An 18,194-nucleotide genomic window follows, 5' to 3' on the forward strand; every position below is an offset into this window, starting at 1 on the left:
GGGTAGTGAAGATCTCAGCCACTTCTTTTAGTTAGTTCTTAATGGTGGCAAAATGTATCACGAGATACGCCCGTGACTTTATCAATCTAATGAACATTCTTCCCCGAAATAAAGATATGTTTTTCAGCCAAGCAGCTGTTAATAATAAAATCCCACGTGAGTTTGAGATCTTTAAATTGATGCAAATCTTTACTGGTTGATATCCAAAGCTCTCTATCAAGTTGCTGGCTAGGAATTACGCTACTCAAAGTCGTCTCATCATAAGCGACAAAGTGAGGGAGAATGCCTAGACCTAACCCAGTCTTTATCGCCTGACATTGCGTGTGTATTGTCGTTGTTTTATATACAAACTGGAGACCTGGCGAGATTTCGTTTTGGTACTTTAACAGACTAGAAAACACTTGATCTTCTATATAGCCAATGAAGGGGTGTTCGGTTAACTGCGAACGTTGTGTGATGGGTAGACGGGTGGCGAGGTAGTCTTGGCTGGCGAAAATACCTAGGGTGTAGTCCGTTAATTTCTTTTGAATAATATTGCTCCCTTTTTGCGGACCAATAGTGATGCTGATGTCGACCTCTCCACTTGTCATGACAGTGAAACCGGCAAGCGAGACTAACTCTATGTCGATATTTTTGTCTTTTACCCACTGTGGAAGCCGAGAAGCGAGATAGTAATTACTAAAGCCTTCGGTGACGCCAATACGTATCTTTGAACGAATATTCTGACGGCTTCGATAATTCTCATTCGCGAGTCGCAGTGTTCTTTCGCACTCTTCGGCGTAAGGTAATAAATTTTCTCCTGCCTTCGTTAAATGAAATCCTCTACTGTTTTTAAAAAATAACTTGGTTTCAATGGCAAGCTCAAGTTGTTCAATACGGTTGGCGATGGTGACGTGCGTGCATCCCAATTTTTTTGCGGCAACGGAAAGACGTCCATAGCGTTTTAGCGCTAAGAAATACTTCAAGTCGTTCCAATTGATATTGAGCAGATCAGGAGGCGTATTCACATTATTTGATTCCGATGAGGCGTTGGACAGAGATCTTCATGGTCTTATTTCATACTAAAATTTATAACATGTAAGCGATTTTAATGTAAATTTTTTTTCAGTTACTGTAAGAAAACTGCTATTGCCTTTGGTCTGAGCGACGTTTAGTTTGGTATTAAGCATACGGATTCTTGCTGTGTATAGGAATACATCACCTGTCCCATACGATGTGATTTATGTTCTCAAGTTAGAGAGCAATAAATTGACATGGGAAGAGTCGAGACTTACATGTAACTATAAGGAAATTATGATGAAAAAACGTTTATCAATGGCTATAGCCCTTTTATTGAGCGGCGCTGCCTCAGCGGCAGATTTTAACTTTACATTTGCCCATGTCCTTATTGATGAAACCCCAAATGGTCAGGCAGCGATTGCTTTTGCCAAAGAGGTCAATGAAAAATCAGACGGACGCATTTCAGTGACAGTACTTCCTGCAGCTCAGCTCGGTGGTGATGTAGAAATTATTGAACAATTGCAAATGAATATGGTTCAAATCGCCATTCCGCCAACGGCTACCTTAGGTAACTTCGAACCTCGTGTTCAGATTTTAGACCTGCCTTTCTTATTACCTTCTGAAGATAAAATGAAAAAAGTGCTCGATGGTCCAGCGGGTCGTAAGATCTTGGATACGTTAGACGGTCACGGCATGCATGCGGTCAATTTTTGGGGAGCAGGCTTTCGCCACATGACGAATAACGTTCGTCCAATCGAAACGCCGGAAGACTTGAAAGGGATTAAAATGCGAACGATGCAATCCCCGATTCTATTGAGTACTTATCGAAATTTAGAAGCTAACCCAACGGCGATGGCCTATACCGAAGTTTATAATGGGCTTCAGCAGAACGTGATTGAAGGACAAGAAAACCCGATTGCCAATATCACGAGTAAGCGTTTTTATGAAGTTCAAAAATACATGACGTTAACCGCAAATGCTTACCATGGCTATGCTGCTATCGTGAACAAGGATGCTTGGGATTCGCTACCTGAGGATTTACAACTTGTGATGACCAACGCGTTTAATCATGGCCGAGACGTTTCGCGTAAATTAACCAATGAATTGGAAAGTGCCGCTCTGGAAACGATCAAAGAAAGTACTCAAGTGACAGAGTTATCTTCTGAACAGATCGACGCCTTTATTGAGGCAAGTAAACCAGTACATGAAGAATTTCGTGACACGCTTACTTCAGACCTTCTAGACCTGGTTTACGCCGAGTTAGATAGCGAATAATGGAAAACTGGTACCTTTGTGCAACGTAAGTAAAGGTACCATTTTCTAGTCATTTCGAAATACGACTAAAAAGAGACAGGCATGTTTGAACGAATAAATCGCATTGTAGATAAGGTTGAAGGTTTTGCTATCGCGGGTATTTTAGCGCTGGCGACGATTCTGACTTTTGTCCAGGTCGTATTTCGTTATGGTCTCAATGATTCCATTTTTTGGGCAGAAGAAGCCATCTTATACCTCATTATCTCGATGACTTTTTTGTCAACTAGCTTAGGCATTCGTCGTGGTACTCATATTACGGTCGATGTTGTAAAGGTTCTTGTTAGTCAGACTTATTTGCCAATATTTAAAGCGATCTCGGCGACTTTAGGATTGGCATTCGCGGCAGCTCTTTTGTATTACGGCGGTAACCTTTTCTATGCCACGTTAATGAGAGGGCAGCTTTCTCCCGCGCTTAGACTCCCAGTAGCTTCCATTTACGCATTTATTCCGATTACTGCATCGCTTCAAATTTATCGCTATAGCGAGCTTATATATTCGGCTTATAAAGAGCACATGCAACGAAAGTAAGTTGTGTTTCTACAACGATGAACGATTACTTTTCTTTTTAGTATAAGGCCTCTCATGATCGCATTCTTACTCCCAATTTTTATCGTATTGTTGTTATTAGGCTTGCCTATTTATGGCTCACTTGCCTTTTCGGTGGTTGGAGCTCTTGGTTTAGCAGGGCCGATGGATCCGACTATCGTCCCCATGAGGATGTTTTCGGGCATCAATAATTTTTCTTTGATGGCGATTCCTTTTTTCATTCTTGCAGCGGAATTAATGCGTGTTGGCGGTTTGTCTACTCGGCTCATTCGACTTGCTCAAGTTTTGATTGGTTGGTTGCCCGGTGGTCTGGCGTCTGCGGCGGTATTATCGTGCTTATTTTTTGGTTCAATTTCAGGTTCAAGCCCTGCGACTGTGGTTGCGATTGGTAGCATTATGTTCCCTGCGTTAGTTGAAGCGGGGTACAGCAAACGCTTTTCGATTGGCTTATTGACAACCGCTGGGACATTGGGGCCAATCGTGCCGCCAAGTATTGCATTGATCATTTATGGCTCGGTGACTGCAACAAGTGTTGGCCAGCTCTTTGCGGCAGGTATTCTTCCAGCGTTGCTGTTAGGGAGTATGTTGATTGCATATTGTGTTATTCATGCAAAACGAAAGCAGTATCTTGGTACTGAATTTCCGAACCTGAAAGAAGTGGTAGAAGCATTTAAGGGGTCGGCATGGGGCCTAGGTTTACCCGTAATCTTATTAGGTGGCATCTATAGTGGGGTGTTTACTGCAACCGAATCAGCTTCCGTGGCTTGTGTTTATGGTCTGTTTGTTGGAATGGTGGTGTACAAGCAGATTACCCCTAAAGATGTTTGGAAAATTTTAGAAAACACCGGACTTACGTCTGGCTCACTATTGTTGATTACTGCGGGCGCCTCGGCATTTTCTTGGTTATTGACGATAACCGGTACTCCTACTGCTATTGCAAATAGCGTACTTTCATTGAGTGATTCTACGTTTGCGATAACCGCATTGCTCAATATTGTCATGTTAATTGCCGGATTTTTTCTTGATAGCTCATCGGCCATTATCGTACTCGCGCCATTAATGACCCCGATCGCGTCCGAAGTTGGGTTAGATCCTGTCCATTTCGGAATTATTAACCTCGTCAATTATTCTGTTGGAATGATTACACCACCCGTTGGGCTAAATCTTTTCGTTGCCGTCACTATTTCACAGATGAAGTTAGCCGATATTTTCAAGGGATGTATACCGTTTCTTCTTATTATGCTCGTTGGTTTAATGATCATCACTTATTGCCCATGGATTAGCTTGGCGATACCGGATCTGCTTTTTAAATAATGGTTGATGATTTAAATAGCGATTATTAAACCTCCTATTACTTGAGTTATGTCTAGATGTTCTCCAGAAAGGTAAAGACTTACGATGTTTCGTGCTGTCTGGAGTAAGGCATTGATATTAAATATTATCTTTTTGGTTAAGGATTGAAATGAAACAAAGACAAGCATTGAAAGTCGGCATTATTGGTTTAGGTGCAGTTGGGCAAATGGTCGCGAGTTGCATCGAAAATGGCGATGCAGGCAATGCAACCTTAGTCTCGCTGTTGTGTCGAGATAAGCAGAAAAATCTCGCGAGAAATGGGCATCAATCGGATCATTTCAAATCAATCATTACTGAGAGTCGCGAGCATTTTTTTGCCCAACAACCCGATATTGTCGTTGAAGCTGCCGGGCAGGGAACACTGAATAGTGATGGTATTGATGTGTTGCAAAGAGGTATCGACCTTGTTGTGTCGAGCATTGGACTTTTCACAAACGATAAACTGCTACGAGATTTTATCGATGCTGCAGATCAGTCTGGATCCAAAATATTATTATCCTCTGGTGCGCTTCCCGGTGTCGATTGGATGTCGGCGGCTTCGCTAGCGGAAGTCGAACAGGTATCAATCTCACAGATAAAACCGACGTTGTCTTGGCAAGGTACACACGCAGAAGAGTTGGTTGACTTGAAAAATATCACCGATACAACCTGCTTTTTTAAAGGAACCGCTCGTGAGGCCGCTCATCTTTTTCCCAAAAGCAGTAACATCACTGCGATGCTTGCCCTCGCGACCGCTGGACTCGATAGTACCAATGTTGAGTTACATGCCGATCCTGTGAGTTCAACAATGAAAACTCGTGTTGAATTTAATAGCACTGTTGGAAATTTGAATATTGATTGGCAAGGTGTACCATCGGAGTTAAACCCAAGTACCAGTGCAGATGTTCCACTTGCCATCGTAAAAGCAATTAGAAATCTTACATCGCCTGTTATATATGGCGTATAGTGGGTGGAAGCTTTAATCGAACAAAAGTTGTAGATACCCGTCCTAATTATTCCGACGTGCAGCTACAGTCAATGATTTGATGACGATAATTACTTTTGCGCTTCCCATTACACGTCATCAATAAAATGAGTGCTTAGATGATTTATCAACACATTAACGATTCCGATGTTTCTGAAACATTAGACCAACAGCTCCGAGAATTACTTAGCCTCTGCTTTGTTAGTGGAAATGATGAGGAAATCTTCAAAAAACAGCGCTATTACAATGACATGCCACAGCACCGATATATGTTGTGGCAAGGCGATGAACTTGCTGCACATATTGCTGTGCATGAAAAGCAGGTCATAATTGATGAACAACCTAGCGCAATCTGTGGAATTGCCGAGGTTTGCGTTCACCCCAAATACCGAAAGCTAGGATTGGTTAAGCGTCTTTTAAAAGAAGTTCACCTCGATCGCACTCAGCGTGGTGATGCGTTTTCGATATTATTTGGAGATGAGGAAGTGTATGGATCTAGTGGCTATCAATGCATACACAATTTAAAAGCACTAAACCCAAATCAAGAATGGACGGTCACCGGACATACAATGGTATTGTCCCTCAATAAGCAATGGCCGTCCATTGAGGTTAAACTGGTCGGTATCCCATTTTAACCCCTCGTGGCTAGAAGCTACTCAGCAACTTTGTTCCCCATATTTTTCGTGGATTTCTTTTTTGAAGATAGCTCTTTGAAAATGACGTCCCATTGACTCGCAATCATCCCTAATAGCATCAAGCCACACCCAAATAACCCTCTGGTCGTCATACCTTCCGAGAGAAAAAGAATTCCCCCAATAAGTGCAAACACGGACTCCAAACTCATGATAATCGCCGCGTGTGCGGGTGGAGCGTCTTTCTGAGCGATAACTTGAAGGGTATACGCGGTGCCGACAGAACCAAGCCCACCATAGAGAATGGGAACGGTGGCTTGAAGTATTGGTTCCAGCATAATGGGTTCTTTGATGATGGCAACAATAAAGCTAAATAGGCCACACCAAGCAAATTGGATAGAGGCAAGAGTGACAGGCTCTACACGCTTGGCGAAGTGATCGATCGTTAACACATGCATGGTAAAGAATAGCGAACACGCCAATATTAGCAGGTCACCTTTGCCGATATAGAAGCCATCTTTTACGCTAATAAAATAGAGGCCGATTGCAGCAAATAGAGCACCAACCCAAGTCGCGGCTCCTGTTTTGTGTTTCAAAACCAGGCCTAAAATGGGGACTAACACAACGTACAACCCGGTAATGAATCCTGCGTTTCCTGCGGTGGTATATTGAAGGCCAACTTGCTGTAATGACGCGCCAAGAAACAGGATCGTTCCTGCGAATAACCCGGCAACGAAAACACTTTTCTTACTTGATACTTGGTTTCTATCTTTATTCTTATTTCTTCGGTTAAGAAAATAGATTAGAGGCAGTAATGAGATCGAACCAAGAGCGAATCTGATAGCGTTATATAAGTAGGGACCAATGTAGTCCATCCCCTTAAGTTGAGCGACAAATGCGAAACCCCAGATAGCAGACGTGAGCAGTAAGAGAAGGTCGGAGCGTAGTGTTTTATTCGTCATAGTGGAGTTTTAAAGGTTGTTGTTATAGGTGGAAAAATCGAATGAGGAGCATAACACGGTTTTGTTTATTCTCACGATATAAAGATTGGTTCCAACTATTATTATTATGCATCTTATGGAACTTTCGTATTGACATATCAACGTCTCACATATATTGTCTTAAATCAGACTATATTTTTGCAGACTATCTCGTTTCGTACTAAATTCTCTTTCTGTTTTATATCTAGACATGCTTTATCAACACATACTTTAATTAAAAAATGAGCTGCTTTTATGATCAACTTGGACGCCGACGATATTCTACTTTTGTTTCAGATTCCCCATCATTTTGTCCATCAACTGATGCACGATCATATTGTGCCGAGTGAGTTGGGGGTCAATAAGACAGAGATGCGTACTCTGATGTCGGTTCGCCGTGGTGGTGGACTCACAATGCTTGAGTTGGGGCACCGTGTTGGGATCCCTAAAGGTTCGTTAACGTCCGTCGTCGATAAGTTGATCACGCTAGAATTGGTTGTACGCTCTCAGCACCCTGATGATAGACGAAAAGTCGTGGTAGCCATTACTGACAAGGGTTTGGAAACCGGTGAGCTCATGGACACCCACCTGCGTAACCATTTGGGGAAAAAGTTCATGGCACTAAGTGAAGAACAACGTACAGACCTTTTTCAAGCTCTTAGAACCATTCATAACATTTCAGAACAACTACAGGATTCAAAATGAAACGCGCAGCGAACTCAGATTTTTTAGGTAGCGATCCTCTTGTGCCGTTATTGATGCGGCTTTCCATTCCAGCGGTTGTCGGCATGATGGTTATGGCGCTGTACAATATCGTAGACAGTATTTTTGTTGGACTTGGTGCCGGAGCGTTGGCACTTGCAGGTCTGGCCATCGCGTTTCCGATTCAAATTACCCTTGGTGCTTTAGGTCAAATGGTTGGGGTAGGTTGTGCATCGATTGCGTCTCGAAAAATGGGACAGGGTAAACAAGAAGAAGCCGAAGCCGTTCTTGGGACGTGCATTGTATATTCTCTGGTGCTCGCGATTATTGCAACTTCAGTTTTATCGTATACATTGGAAGATGCCTTAATTCTGTTTGGTGCGACGAAAGCGATTCTTCCTTACGCGAAAGGGTACGTGCAAATCCTTCTGATTGCAGTTCCGTTTCAAATGATGAGCATGTCTACTATGAACATGATCCGCTCTGAAGGAAATGCGAAGAAAGCGATGAACGTGATGCTTGTTGGCGTCGTCATTAATCTTATCTTGGACCCGATATTTATTTTCACCTTAGATATGGGAATCGAAGGGGCTGCGTGGGCAACGGTTATTGGCCAGACAACTAACTTCATTCTGGTATTTTCATACTATTTACGCGGGCAAGGTGTATTAAAACTGAAATTCACACACATGGTTCTTCGATTTAGGTTGGTAAGACAAGTTACCGTATTAGGTTTACCTAACTTTATTCAAATGGCGGGGACTGGGTTAATTGCGATTATTGTTAATAATTTACTCGGGACGTTTAGTGGTGATATTGCGATATCAACCTACGGGATTATTTCACGCTTAATGTCTTTCGTGATGATGCCATTGGGGGGAATCGCACAGGGGTTTCAACCTATCGCAGGTTATAATTATGGTGCTCAAAACTACCAACGAGTGAAAAAGGTATTTCAGCTAGCCTTAGCCTTTGGCACTGGGATTTCCGTGGTATTCTTTACTTTAGCTATGGTGTTACCGGGTAACCTTGTTGGGATGTTTACAACGGATCCTGAGCTAAAAGCGTATGCGATTCCGGCGCTGAAAACATTCTGTCTATGTACTCCTATCATTGGGGTACAAATCATTTCGTCGATCTATTTTCAGGCGATTGGCCGCGGAATGCCGGCACTTTTTCTCGGGCTATCGCGTCAATTTATTGTGCTGTTGCCAATGATATTGCTGCTTTCCCACTACTATCAGGCTGACGGCATTTGGATTGCGTTCCCTGCATCAGATTTGATTTCTACCTTACTCACGGTATCTATTGTGTTTTTTGAGATCAAGAAACTAAACAGAAAAATTGATATGTCGACGTATTCGGTATCGACGACAGTCCCATCTAAATAAGATTGAGCTCAAACTTGTTCTCACATAGGTTTGAGCTTGAATCGATCACGTAACCTTCAAGCTTTTATCGAACCACTCATAAAGTGTCTGAATGATGGGGCTGGACTGACGGTAAGAGGGTGCAAGGAAGTAAAACCCATAACCGCTCGCAAACGATAAGTTAAGTGGGTTGACCAACTCACCTGATGTTAAGGCGGCTTCTGCCAGAAAATCCGGTACAAGCGCGACGCCTTGTTTGTGCTTCGCCGCTTCTATCGACATGAAAAAATGCTCAAATCCATGATAGAAATTAGGGTTGCTAGACAGTTCGCCTTGATTGACTTGCTGACTAATGAACTGGTCCCAAATTTGTGGGCGAGTGGTGTGCATTAGCAACGGAAGTGCTAAAAGATCCGTGCTGTTTTCCATGGGGTGCGAATCAAGGAAATCACGGTGAACCAAAGGCAGCATGGTTTCTGAACGTAATAGAGTCGCATTATCGTGAGTTAATGATAAAGGCAAACATCGAATGGCAATATCGGCACTAGATTGATGAAATTGATAATATCCATCCCCTGAAATAATGTTGAGTTTCATATTGGGAACAAGTTGGTTGAGTTGCGTGAGGCGTGGAATCAACCAAAGATTACTGAAGGACGGTGTCACATCTATCGTGATGTGTTTGGTCTCTTGTGAAAACTGTTGTAAGCGAGACGTTGAGGTTTGAATTTGATCAAGGGCAGACATGATGGTGGGTAGATACTGACGTCCCTCTTCGGTGAGTTTTAAGCTGCCATTGATCCGATCAAATAAGGGAAGCTCCAAGTACTGTTCGAGAAGCTTAATTTGTTTACTGACGGCTCCTTGAGTGACACACAACTCCTTTGCCGCGAGAGAGAAACTCAATTTTCGAGCCGCAACTTCAAAGGTTTTCAGTGCATTAAGGGGAGGGAGTTTGTTGGGCATGTGATACCTATGAGTTTTTTTCATGCATCTTGATAATATATCGTTTGTTTGACTCGGTAAAGCTGTACTAATTTAAACCACTCCTACGAAATAAAGGGCTCTAAATAAAATGCCGAATCATCTGTTTCAACGTCACTGCCACGCCAATTTGCCATTAGCTAAACAAGCGAAAGGAGTTTATCTCTACGATCAACATGGTAAAGCCTATTTCGATGGTAGCGGAGGAGCAGCCGTTTCTTGTTTAGGCCACAGCCACCCAGCAATACGTGAAGCATTGCACCAGCAGATCGATCAAGTCGCTTATGCCCATACCGGATTTTTTAATACTGAAGTTGCGGAAAACCTAGCAGAAAAACTAACCGCTGCTGCACCAGGTTCACTGGATAAAGTGTATTTCGGATCGGGTGGTTCGGAAGCGGTAGAAGCGGCGCTAAAATTGGCTCGTCAGTACTTTGTTGAAAAGGGTGAACTGCAACGAACGCGATTTATCTCTCGTAGCCAAAGTTATCATGGCAACACTTTGGGGGCGCTTGCGGTTGGAGGAAATGCCCTGCGTCGCGCACCATTTTCATCGTTATTGATGGACGTGGAACATATTTCACCGTGTTTTGCCTACCGAAATAAAACTGATCAAGAAACGCATTTTGAATATGGTCAACGCGTTGCGAATGAACTTGAAGAACGTCTGCTTGCTGTTGGACCAGAAACAGTGATTGGCTTTATTGCCGAGCCTGTCGTTGGAGCAACAGCAGGGGCGGTTGTTGCTGAGCAAGGATATTTCAAACGCATTCGCCAGATTTGCGATAAATATGGGATTCTTTTGATCCTCGATGAAGTGATGTGTGGAATGGGACGAACAGGAACGCTGTTTGCTCACGAACAAGAAGACGTTACTGCGGATATTGTAACAATAGCGAAAGGACTTGGTGCGGGTTATCAACCGATTGGCGCGATGATCGCCACAAAAGAGATTCACGATACCATATCGCAAGGGTCTGGGTTCTTTCAACATGGACACACATACATGGGGCATGCGGTTGCGATGGCAGGATCTCTTGCTGTATTGAATGTGATCGAACAGGAAAATCTATTACCCAAGGTACGCAGTTTAGGTGAATTACTGCAATCACAACTTGAAGACAAATTTAATAATCATCCATTTATTGGGGATATTCGCGGTCGAGGTTTATTTAGAGGAATTGAGATTGTTGAAGACATTACAACCAAACACCCTTTCGATTCTAGCATTGCAATTCATAGCCAAATCAAAGCACAAGCAATGGAGTTGGGGCTGATTTGCTATCCAATGTCTGGGACGGCTGATGGTCAAAATGGCCACCATGTGTTACTGGCTCCGCCATTTATTATGGATGAGTCCCATGTGAGTGAGTTAACAGATAAGATCTTCCGTAGCATTGATTCAGTAACGCAAGCCGCGTACAAAAACAGCAGGAAATCATGATGCAAAAAACACAGTATGGTGAGAGTAAAAGTACCATGGTTATCGTCGCGTTAAATGGCGCACGTAAAACCAAACAGGATCATCCGAATTTACCGATCACGGTTGAAGAGATTGTAAAGGAAGTTAAAGGTTGCGTTGAAGCCGGTGCCGCGATGGTACATTTGCACGCGCGAAACCAAGAAGGGCTGCATTCGCTTGAAATTGAAGACAACGCTTTGATTCTCGATGCCGTGAGAGAGCAAGTTGGTGACAATGTAATTATCCAACTTACCACCGAAGCGGTTGGAATGTATCCGCCACAACAGCAGATGGACCTGATAAAAGCACTAAAACCTGAAGCTGCTTCATTTGCAATTTCAGAGTTGATTCCTTCGAAAAATCAGGAAATTGCAGCGAGTAAATTCTTTCATTGGGTAGCCGAAGAGGGAATTATCGCTCAATATATCCTTTACTCAGAACAACAGTTTGAATATTATCTAGATCTTGTTGAGCGAAACATTCTCCCTAATCATCACCATCACATACTTATAGTGTTGGGTCGATATGATAAAAACCAGCAGTCTGACCCGTCAGAATTAGCCCCGTTTGTTCCTTTAGTTGAAAAATTAAATGGCACACGGTGGGCGGTATGTGCTTTTGGGGAAAAGGAGCAAGCTTGTTTGTTAGAAGCCGCGAAATTAGGTGCCGATATTCGAATTGGGTTTGAAAATAACCTCTATGATACCGAAGGACACCTCGCCGAAAATAATCTGCAACAAGTGACCGCGATCAACGCAAAATTGGAAGAAAGCGGGCACTATTTGCTTTCTGCTCGTGATAGTAGAGCAATGTTTGTAAAATAAGTGTGTTTTATGGTCAAAACATCTGATTCATTTAACCAATGATTTATTAAAATGTTGTTGTTCTGTACGTTACCTTTCTAGAATCGAAATATGAGAGTATTTCAATCATCTATGAATGGATAAAACTAAAACAAAATGGAGTTAAGCATGTTTTTAAAAAAACTCGCTCTAACCGCTCTGGTTGGAACCGCGCTAGTGAGTACCGCATCAATTGCAAGTACTAAACACGTTGTTATTGGTACTGGTGGACAGACAGGTGTTTATTATCAGGTAGGTGGAGCTATTTGCCGTCTAGTAAATAAGGGCACTTCGGATCATGAAATTAACTGTACTCACAAAACAGGTGGTTCAGTAACTAACATTAATGGTATTCGCTCTGGTGATGTCGATATGGGCGTTGCTCAGTCAGACTGGCAGTTCCATGCGTACAATGGTACGACTCCTGATAAATTCCCAGATGGTGCGTTTACAGACTTACGTGCCGTTTTCTCTGTGCATGCTGAACCGTTCACTGTGGTTGCACGTACTGATTCTGGTATCAAAACCTTTGAAGATCTAAAAGGTAAAAAAGTTAACGTTGGTAATCCAGGTTCTGGTCAACGTGGTACTATGGAAATCCTGATGGATAAAATGGGTTGGAAGATGGACGATTTTGCCATTGCTTCTGAACTCAAGTCGTCTGAACAAGCTGCAGCATTATGTGATGGCAAAGTAGACGCGATTATCTTTACTGCTGGCCACCCAAATGGTTCAATCAAAGAAGCGACCACTTCTTGTGATGCAGTTCTAATCCCAGTTGACAACGATGTTGCTAAGCAACTTGCTGCTGACAATGATTACTATGCGATGACAACTATCCCAGCAGGTATGTACAAAGGTACTGATACAGATACTGCGACTTTTGGTGTTGCGGCGACGTTTGTTAGCTCAACAGCGACTGACGAAGAGACAGTTTATCAAATGGTTAAAGCGGTATTTGATAACTTTAAACGCTTCAAAAAAATGCACCCAGCATTTGCACATCTTAAAGAAAGCGACATGATCATTAAGAACTTGTCAGCTCCGTTGCACGACGGTGCAGTTCGCTACTACAAAGAAAAAGGCTGGATGTAATTATTCAGTCGCGCTAAGTTAGTCGATATCAGTTGATACGCTGCTTAGTGCGTTAGTGAACCTTTTAATTTAATGTAAAACGGAGTTTTTTCTCCATTTCAAATTGGTGTGAAGTATTGAGTTATTCAATATTTCGCATCAATTTTTTGCCTCAAATGTTGTTGCATATTTGTCTCGCTACTTTTTAAAAATTTGTTTTATTAACTTTTCGTTATTCACAAAGCTAAGAAGAATTTAGAGACAGAGTTCACTATTTAAAAAACCAATTTATAACTGATTCGCAAGAAGCAATTTGCAGTGCGTATTCAATAAGAAAAAACATTGGAATAGGAAGTCACAGGATGATGACAAACGATACGACGAATACACAATTAGATGACAAGGAATTGCAAGACCTTGTTGCGTCGAATGATATGGGAGGGAGGAATCCAAGTAATAAATCGATTGTCAAGCTGATGGCTGGAGTCGCACTTGCTTGGTCTCTTTTCCAAATTTGGATCGCTTCTCCGTTACCGTATATGATCGGATGGGGCGTGTTTGCCAGCGGTGAGGCACGCTCTGTCCACCTCGGCTTTGCTATATTTTTAGCGTTTCTTGCTTATCCAGCTTTTAATCAATCTCCAAGGGATAAAGTACCAGCGCTTGATTGGGCGTTCGCAATTGTTGCATCTCTATGTGCTTTATACCCATTAATTGCCGATTCTCAATTGGTTGACTATTTGTTTGGTCTTCGCCTAAGTGATCGTCCAAGTGCTCCAAAACCGTTTGATATCGCGGTATCCATTGCGGGTATGATTTTACTACTCGAAGCCACACGACGAGCATTGGGCCCTCCTTTGATGGTCGTTGCGATGGTTTTTCTTGGCTATACCTTTTTGGGACCGTATGCACCAGAACTGATTGCGTGGAAAGGCGCTACGTTCGGCGGTGTGATGGATCACCAATGGCTTTTCTCTGAAGGCGTCTTCGGTATTGCGCTTGGCGTTTCAACGGATATGGTGTTCCTGTTTGTATTATTCGGTGCCTTACTAGACCGTGCAGGCGCGGGTAACTATTTCATTAAAGTCGCGTTTTCATTAATGGGGCACCTACGGGGTGGACCAGCAAAAGCAGCTGTAGTGGCATCGGGAATGACTGGCTTGATCTCTGGTTCATCGATAGCAAACGTGGTCACCACGGGTACGTTTACCATTCCGATGATGAAACGAGTTGGCTTTTCTGCAGAGAAAGCCGGTGCCATTGAAGTGGCGTCGTCTGTGAATGGGCAAATTATGCCACCGGTAATGGGAGCTGCGGCTTTCCTTATGGTGGAATATGTCGACATCCCTTATTTTGAAGTGGTTAAAACCGCGTTCTTACCGGCGATTATTTCGTATATTGCCTTGGTGTATATTGTGCATCTCGAAGCAATGAAATCGAACATGCAAGGTCTGGTTCGTGACGAAAGTAGCCGTACGTTTAAAGATGTGTTGATGTCATGGGCAATGACATTGTTGCCGATCGTTGCGTTAGCAGGTGCTGCGGTATACCTTTCTGAGTTGTACGAAGTATTAGCCAGCAATGCAGCGAGATTGCTGTTTGTCCTCGCGGTAATTTTGATTCAGTTCGTCGTATTGCGCAGTGTGAAATCTTCTTTAACTGAGGATAAGTTAGCCAAGGTATTCTCCGTTGGCGCAATGGTGCTTTGCAATACAGTTATTGGTGCATTTGGTCTGTTTTTCTTAATTGGATCGATCAAATCTCACATCCCAAGTGAACTGGTTGCTTGGGTGATCATTGCGATAGTTATCGTGGCTTATGTGATACTGGCGAAGATCAGTTCACAATATCCAGACTTAGAACTCGATGATCCGAACGCACCTGTTCAGCATTTGCCAAAAGCGGGTCCAACAGTGATGTCTGGTTTGCATTTCTTGCTTCCAGTACTAGTGTTGATCTGGTGTTTAATGATTGAACGCAACTCACCAAGCCTTTCAGCATTTTATGCCACGGCATTAATGATTTTCATTCTGGCGACTCAACGTTACTTGTTTGATTTCTTCCGTGGAAATAAGACAGACGGTGCCCTAAAACTTGGATTTTCCGAGCTGGTTGAAGGACTAATCGGTGGTGCTCGAAACATGATCGGTATCGGTATTGCCACGGCTGCTGCTGGGATTATCGTTGGTGCCGTTTCACAAACGGGTGTTGGTTTAAAGTTAGCAGCATTGGTTGAATTTCTGTCGATGGGGCATATCTTATTGATATTGCTTTGGACGGGTATTTTAAGCTTGATTCTTGGAATGGGCTTACCGACGACGGCGAACTATATTGTTGTTTCTTCGTTGCTTGCACCTGTTATCGTTAGCTTGGGTCAACAAAGTGGTCTGATTGTTCCATTGATTGCCGTGCATATGTTTGTGTTTTACTTCGGTATCATGGCAGACGTCACGCCTCCGGTCGGGCTGGCATCATTTGCGGCCGCCGCGGTCTCGGGAGGCGACCCAATTCGAACTGGATTTGTCGCGTTCTTCTATTCGCTTCGTACCGCACTATTGCCATTTTTGTTTATCTTCAACACAGATTTACTTCTGATTGATGTGACATTCCTACATGGCGTTATGATGTTTATTACCTCGACAGCGGCAATGTTGATCTTTACCGCTGCAACGCAAGGGTATTTTTTGACCAAGTCTAGACTTTGGGAGTCATTTAGTTTGCTTCTAATTGCCTTTACCTTGTTCCGTCCGGGATTCTGGCTGGATTATGTTATGCCTCCATACGACGAGCACTCTGGCAAAGAGTTTGCTCAAGTGATGGAAAGCGTAACTCCAGGTACTGAACTTCGCGTGCAAGTCGATGGTCAAAACGACGTTGGCGACGCAGTTAAACTTACGATGTTAGTTGAAGTCAGCGAAGGTGAAACAGGACAAGAACGTTTGGAAAATTATGGCTTAGAATTGCTGCCTCAAGATGATGGCTCGATACTCGTCGATGGTATCGGGTTTGATAGTCCGGCGGAAAAAGTCGGTTTTGATTTTGACCAAATTGTTGAAGTTGTCGGTGTTCCAGCTGATCGCCCTGCAAGACAGTGGTTCTATATTCCAGCGCTACTTTTACTCGGTAGCATTGTTATGTTGCAGCGTCGTCGTCGGTTTAATGACAATGCGGCTGCTCAAAATAATGCAGCTGGATCTGCTTAACGCGATCGATATAAACTTCTCGTGATGTTATCTACAAGAAGTCATTTACAAAAGGAGCGCAGCAGCGCTCCTTTTTATTTGTCCTCGAAATTTGTATTGTGGAAATCGAGCTTTCATCATAGTTTTATTAAAATGAACCATTGTTTTATTTTATTTGTAACTGGTTTCAAATATTTAAAAAGATAGATGCGTTACATTGGGAATGACAGGCTATATTGTGGCGCTGATTATTTCACTTCAATGGTTAAACTGCGCTTCATTTTTAACGGGTAGGAGCCCTGATATGAAACCTTTTCTGTGTGATGATTTCTTACTGACTAACGATACAGCAAAAACGCTTTATCACAGTTACGCTAAACACCTCCCGATTATCGACTATCACAATCACCTAAGTGCCCAAGAAATTCATGACGACATTATGTTTGAGAATATTGCTCAAGCATGGCTAGGGCATGACCATTACAAATGGCGTGCGATGCGCAGTAATGGCATTGATGAATCGTTGATTACTGGTGATGCCGATGAATTCGATAAGTTTCAAAGTTGGTGTGCGACGGTCCCGCAACTGATTGGCAATCCATTATATGCGTGGACTCACATGGAATTGCGTCGTTATTTTGGTGTCGATACGATTATCAATGCTCAAAATAGTAAAGCGATTTGGGATGAGGTAAATCCTAAAATTTCGACGGAAAGTTATTCGGCTCGTAACTTGTTACGCATGATGAATGTTGAATCACTTTGTACCACTGATGACCCTCTAGATGATTTGAAATATCACAAAGGGTTATCCGAATCGGATTTCGAGATCAAAGTATTACCAACTTTCCGAGCTGACCCACTTTATAACATCGATCGTCATGAAGCTTTCCGAGCATGGATAAGTAAATTATCGACCATTACGCAATCAGAAATTACCGATATCGACCAACTGTTTTCGGCATTGAGCTTACGTTTCGAGTATTTTCATCAGGCGGGTTGTCGCTTATCAGACATGGGTTTAGCAGAAGTGGCATTTGCGGAATGTTCCTTGGAAGATGCGAATGCTGCATTAAAGAAAGTCCTGCTGGGAGAAGAGATCTCTGATTTAGAAGCGGCTCAGTTTAAAACTCAAATCTTTCAATTTATTGGCAGTAAGAACCACGCATTAGGGTGGACGTTTCAACTGCATATTGGCGTTCTCCAAGACCCCAATAAACGTCGCCTAAAAGAGGTTGGACCCGCGACAGGTTTCAGTGCGATTAACGACAGCTGTTTTGCGAAAAATCTCAGTTGTTTATTGAATGGGCTCGATCTTAATAAAAACATGCCACAGACGATTATTTATTGTTTAAACCCTAGAGATAATCATGTTCTCGGTACTTTGATAGGTTCTTTTCAAGACAGCGACGCCTCGCCGGGTAAAATTCAATTTGGCGCTGCGTGGTGGTTTAACGATCAAAAAGAAGGAATGATTGAGCAGCTTAAAACCTTAGCCAACCTTGGTTTGTTAGGCCGATTTGTTGGCATGCTAACGGACTCACGCAGTTTATTATCCTTCCCTCGACATGAATATTTCCGCCGCATTTTATGTAATCTCATCGGAGAGTGGGTAGAGCAAGGTGAACTGCCGAATGACGAAGCCTTACTAAAGGATACCGTGGAAGCTATTTGTTACGGGAATGCGAAAGAATATTTTGATCTTTAGTCGGAAACAGGCGCTAGCAGTATCAAAAATATTGTCACGTCGACGATCCTGGTGTTTGAAATTATTGTATGTGCGAATGAGG

General features: G+C 42.9%; 15 protein-coding genes. 12 read left to right on the forward strand and 3 right to left on the reverse strand.

Annotation, left to right across the window (positions count from 1 at the left end):
• Positions 1 to 86 precede the first annotated feature (86 nt).
• On the reverse strand, positions 87 to 1,007 hold the full coding sequence (locus ACWU4D_RS00675; RefSeq protein ID WP_456049442.1) for a LysR family transcriptional regulator: 921 nt from the start codon (positions 1,005 to 1,007) through the stop codon (positions 87 to 89).
• A 286-nt stretch (positions 1,008 to 1,293) separates the two neighbouring features.
• On the opposite strand from ACWU4D_RS00675, the gene ACWU4D_RS00680 reads away from it, so the two are divergent.
• The 5 genes from ACWU4D_RS00680 to ACWU4D_RS00700 all read left to right on the forward strand — a co-directional run bounded on the left by ACWU4D_RS00680 (position 1,294) and on the right by ACWU4D_RS00700 (position 5,811).
• Positions 1,294 to 2,274 carry a TRAP transporter substrate-binding protein gene (locus ACWU4D_RS00680; protein ID WP_456049443.1) on the forward strand — a complete coding sequence of 327 codons (981 nt, stop codon included), beginning with the start codon at positions 1,294 to 1,296 and terminating at the stop codon, positions 2,272 to 2,274.
• A gap of 81 nt (positions 2,275 to 2,355) precedes the next feature.
• Entirely contained in the window at positions 2,356 to 2,841 is a 486-nt protein-coding gene (locus ACWU4D_RS00685; RefSeq protein WP_456049444.1) for a TRAP transporter small permease, read from the forward strand.
• A gap of 54 nt (positions 2,842 to 2,895) precedes the next feature.
• Positions 2,896 to 4,173, forward strand: a complete 1,278-nt coding sequence (locus ACWU4D_RS00690; protein ID WP_456049445.1) for a TRAP transporter large permease — start codon at positions 2,896 to 2,898, stop codon at positions 4,171 to 4,173.
• Between the two features lie 148 nt (positions 4,174 to 4,321).
• A complete protein-coding gene (locus tag ACWU4D_RS00695; protein WP_456049446.1) occupies positions 4,322 to 5,158 on the forward strand; it encodes an aspartate dehydrogenase in 837 nt (278 codons plus the stop codon).
• 137 nt (positions 5,159 to 5,295) lie between these two features.
• Complete coding sequence (locus tag ACWU4D_RS00700) at positions 5,296 to 5,811, forward strand: GNAT family N-acetyltransferase (protein ID WP_456049447.1); 516 nt, start codon at positions 5,296 to 5,298, stop codon at positions 5,809 to 5,811.
• A gap of 17 nt (positions 5,812 to 5,828) precedes the next feature.
• On the opposite strand, the gene ACWU4D_RS00705 is transcribed toward ACWU4D_RS00700, so the two are convergent.
• Positions 5,829 to 6,770, reverse strand: a complete 942-nt coding sequence (locus ACWU4D_RS00705; protein ID WP_456049448.1) for a DMT family transporter — start codon at positions 6,768 to 6,770, stop codon at positions 5,829 to 5,831.
• Positions 6,771 to 7,043: 273 nt separating this feature from the next.
• Between ACWU4D_RS00705 and ACWU4D_RS00710 the strand changes: the two genes are divergently transcribed.
• Together ACWU4D_RS00710 and ACWU4D_RS00715 are read left to right on the forward strand one after the other, a co-directional pair.
• Positions 7,044 to 7,493 carry a MarR family winged helix-turn-helix transcriptional regulator gene (locus ACWU4D_RS00710; RefSeq protein WP_456049449.1) on the forward strand — a complete coding sequence of 150 codons (450 nt, stop codon included), beginning with the start codon at positions 7,044 to 7,046 and terminating at the stop codon, positions 7,491 to 7,493.
• Complete coding sequence (locus tag ACWU4D_RS00715; protein ID WP_456049450.1) at positions 7,490 to 8,881, forward strand: MATE family efflux transporter; 1,392 nt, start codon at positions 7,490 to 7,492, stop codon at positions 8,879 to 8,881. Before ACWU4D_RS00710 ends, ACWU4D_RS00715 begins: the two co-directional genes overlap by 4 nt.
• 45 nt (positions 8,882 to 8,926) lie before the next feature.
• Here the strand turns inward: ACWU4D_RS00715 and ACWU4D_RS00720 are convergent, their stop codons facing one another.
• Positions 8,927 to 9,826 (reverse strand): LysR substrate-binding domain-containing protein, encoded by a 900-nt coding sequence (locus ACWU4D_RS00720; RefSeq protein WP_456049451.1) that lies wholly within the window; start codon positions 9,824 to 9,826, stop codon positions 8,927 to 8,929.
• A 109-nt stretch (positions 9,827 to 9,935) separates the two neighbouring features.
• Between ACWU4D_RS00720 and ACWU4D_RS00725 the strand changes: the two genes are divergently transcribed.
• The 5 genes from ACWU4D_RS00725 (at position 9,936) to uxaC (ending at position 18,112) form a co-directional block, all read left to right on the forward strand.
• Entirely contained in the window at positions 9,936 to 11,288 is a 1,353-nt protein-coding gene (locus tag ACWU4D_RS00725) for an aspartate aminotransferase family protein (protein WP_456049452.1), read from the forward strand.
• Positions 11,285 to 12,130 carry a 3-keto-5-aminohexanoate cleavage protein gene (locus tag ACWU4D_RS00730; protein ID WP_456049453.1) on the forward strand — a complete coding sequence of 282 codons (846 nt, stop codon included), beginning with the start codon at positions 11,285 to 11,287 and terminating at the stop codon, positions 12,128 to 12,130. Before ACWU4D_RS00725 ends, ACWU4D_RS00730 begins: the two co-directional genes overlap by 4 nt.
• A gap of 147 nt (positions 12,131 to 12,277) precedes the next feature.
• Positions 12,278 to 13,243, forward strand: coding sequence for a TAXI family TRAP transporter solute-binding subunit (locus tag ACWU4D_RS00735; protein ID WP_456049454.1), 966 nt, complete (start codon positions 12,278 to 12,280; stop codon positions 13,241 to 13,243).
• A 341-nt stretch (positions 13,244 to 13,584) separates the two neighbouring features.
• Positions 13,585 to 16,425, forward strand: coding sequence for a TRAP transporter permease (locus tag ACWU4D_RS00740; protein ID WP_456049455.1), 2,841 nt, complete (start codon positions 13,585 to 13,587; stop codon positions 16,423 to 16,425).
• A gap of 283 nt (positions 16,426 to 16,708) precedes the next feature.
• Entirely contained in the window at positions 16,709 to 18,112 is a 1,404-nt protein-coding gene (gene uxaC / locus ACWU4D_RS00745; protein ID WP_456049456.1) for a glucuronate isomerase, read from the forward strand.
• Positions 18,113 to 18,194 lie beyond the last annotated feature (82 nt).

Source organism: Vibrio phycocola (assembly GCF_053850235.1).

What these genes read in the sequence shown, in the direction of transcription:
- ACWU4D_RS00730 (WP_456049453.1), top strand. Translation starts at nt 11,285, where the DNA reads ATGATGCAAAAAACACAGTATGGTGAGAGTAAAAGTACCATGGTTATC.
- ACWU4D_RS00695 (WP_456049446.1), top strand. Translation starts at nt 4,322, where the DNA reads ATGAAACAAAGACAAGCATTGAAAGTCGGCATTATTGGTTTAGGTGCA.
- ACWU4D_RS00735 (WP_456049454.1), top strand. Translation starts at nt 12,278, where the DNA reads ATGTTTTTAAAAAAACTCGCTCTAACCGCTCTGGTTGGAACCGCGCTA.
- uxaC (WP_456049456.1), top strand. Translation starts at nt 16,709, where the DNA reads ATGAAACCTTTTCTGTGTGATGATTTCTTACTGACTAACGATACAGCA.
- ACWU4D_RS00715 (WP_456049450.1), top strand. Translation starts at nt 7,490, where the DNA reads ATGAAACGCGCAGCGAACTCAGATTTTTTAGGTAGCGATCCTCTTGTG.
- ACWU4D_RS00700 (WP_456049447.1), top strand. Translation starts at nt 5,296, where the DNA reads ATGATTTATCAACACATTAACGATTCCGATGTTTCTGAAACATTAGAC.
- ACWU4D_RS00680 (WP_456049443.1), top strand. Translation starts at nt 1,294, where the DNA reads ATGATGAAAAAACGTTTATCAATGGCTATAGCCCTTTTATTGAGCGGC.
- ACWU4D_RS00705 (WP_456049448.1), bottom strand. Translation starts at nt 6,770, where the DNA reads ATGACGAATAAAACACTACGCTCCGACCTTCTCTTACTGCTCACGTCT.
- ACWU4D_RS00725 (WP_456049452.1), top strand. Translation starts at nt 9,936, where the DNA reads ATGCCGAATCATCTGTTTCAACGTCACTGCCACGCCAATTTGCCATTA.
- ACWU4D_RS00740 (WP_456049455.1), top strand. Translation starts at nt 13,585, where the DNA reads ATGATGACAAACGATACGACGAATACACAATTAGATGACAAGGAATTG.
- ACWU4D_RS00710 (WP_456049449.1), top strand. Translation starts at nt 7,044, where the DNA reads ATGATCAACTTGGACGCCGACGATATTCTACTTTTGTTTCAGATTCCC.
- ACWU4D_RS00685 (WP_456049444.1), top strand. Translation starts at nt 2,356, where the DNA reads ATGTTTGAACGAATAAATCGCATTGTAGATAAGGTTGAAGGTTTTGCT.
- ACWU4D_RS00720 (WP_456049451.1), bottom strand. Translation starts at nt 9,826, where the DNA reads ATGCCCAACAAACTCCCTCCCCTTAATGCACTGAAAACCTTTGAAGTT.
- ACWU4D_RS00690 (WP_456049445.1), top strand. Translation starts at nt 2,896, where the DNA reads ATGATCGCATTCTTACTCCCAATTTTTATCGTATTGTTGTTATTAGGC.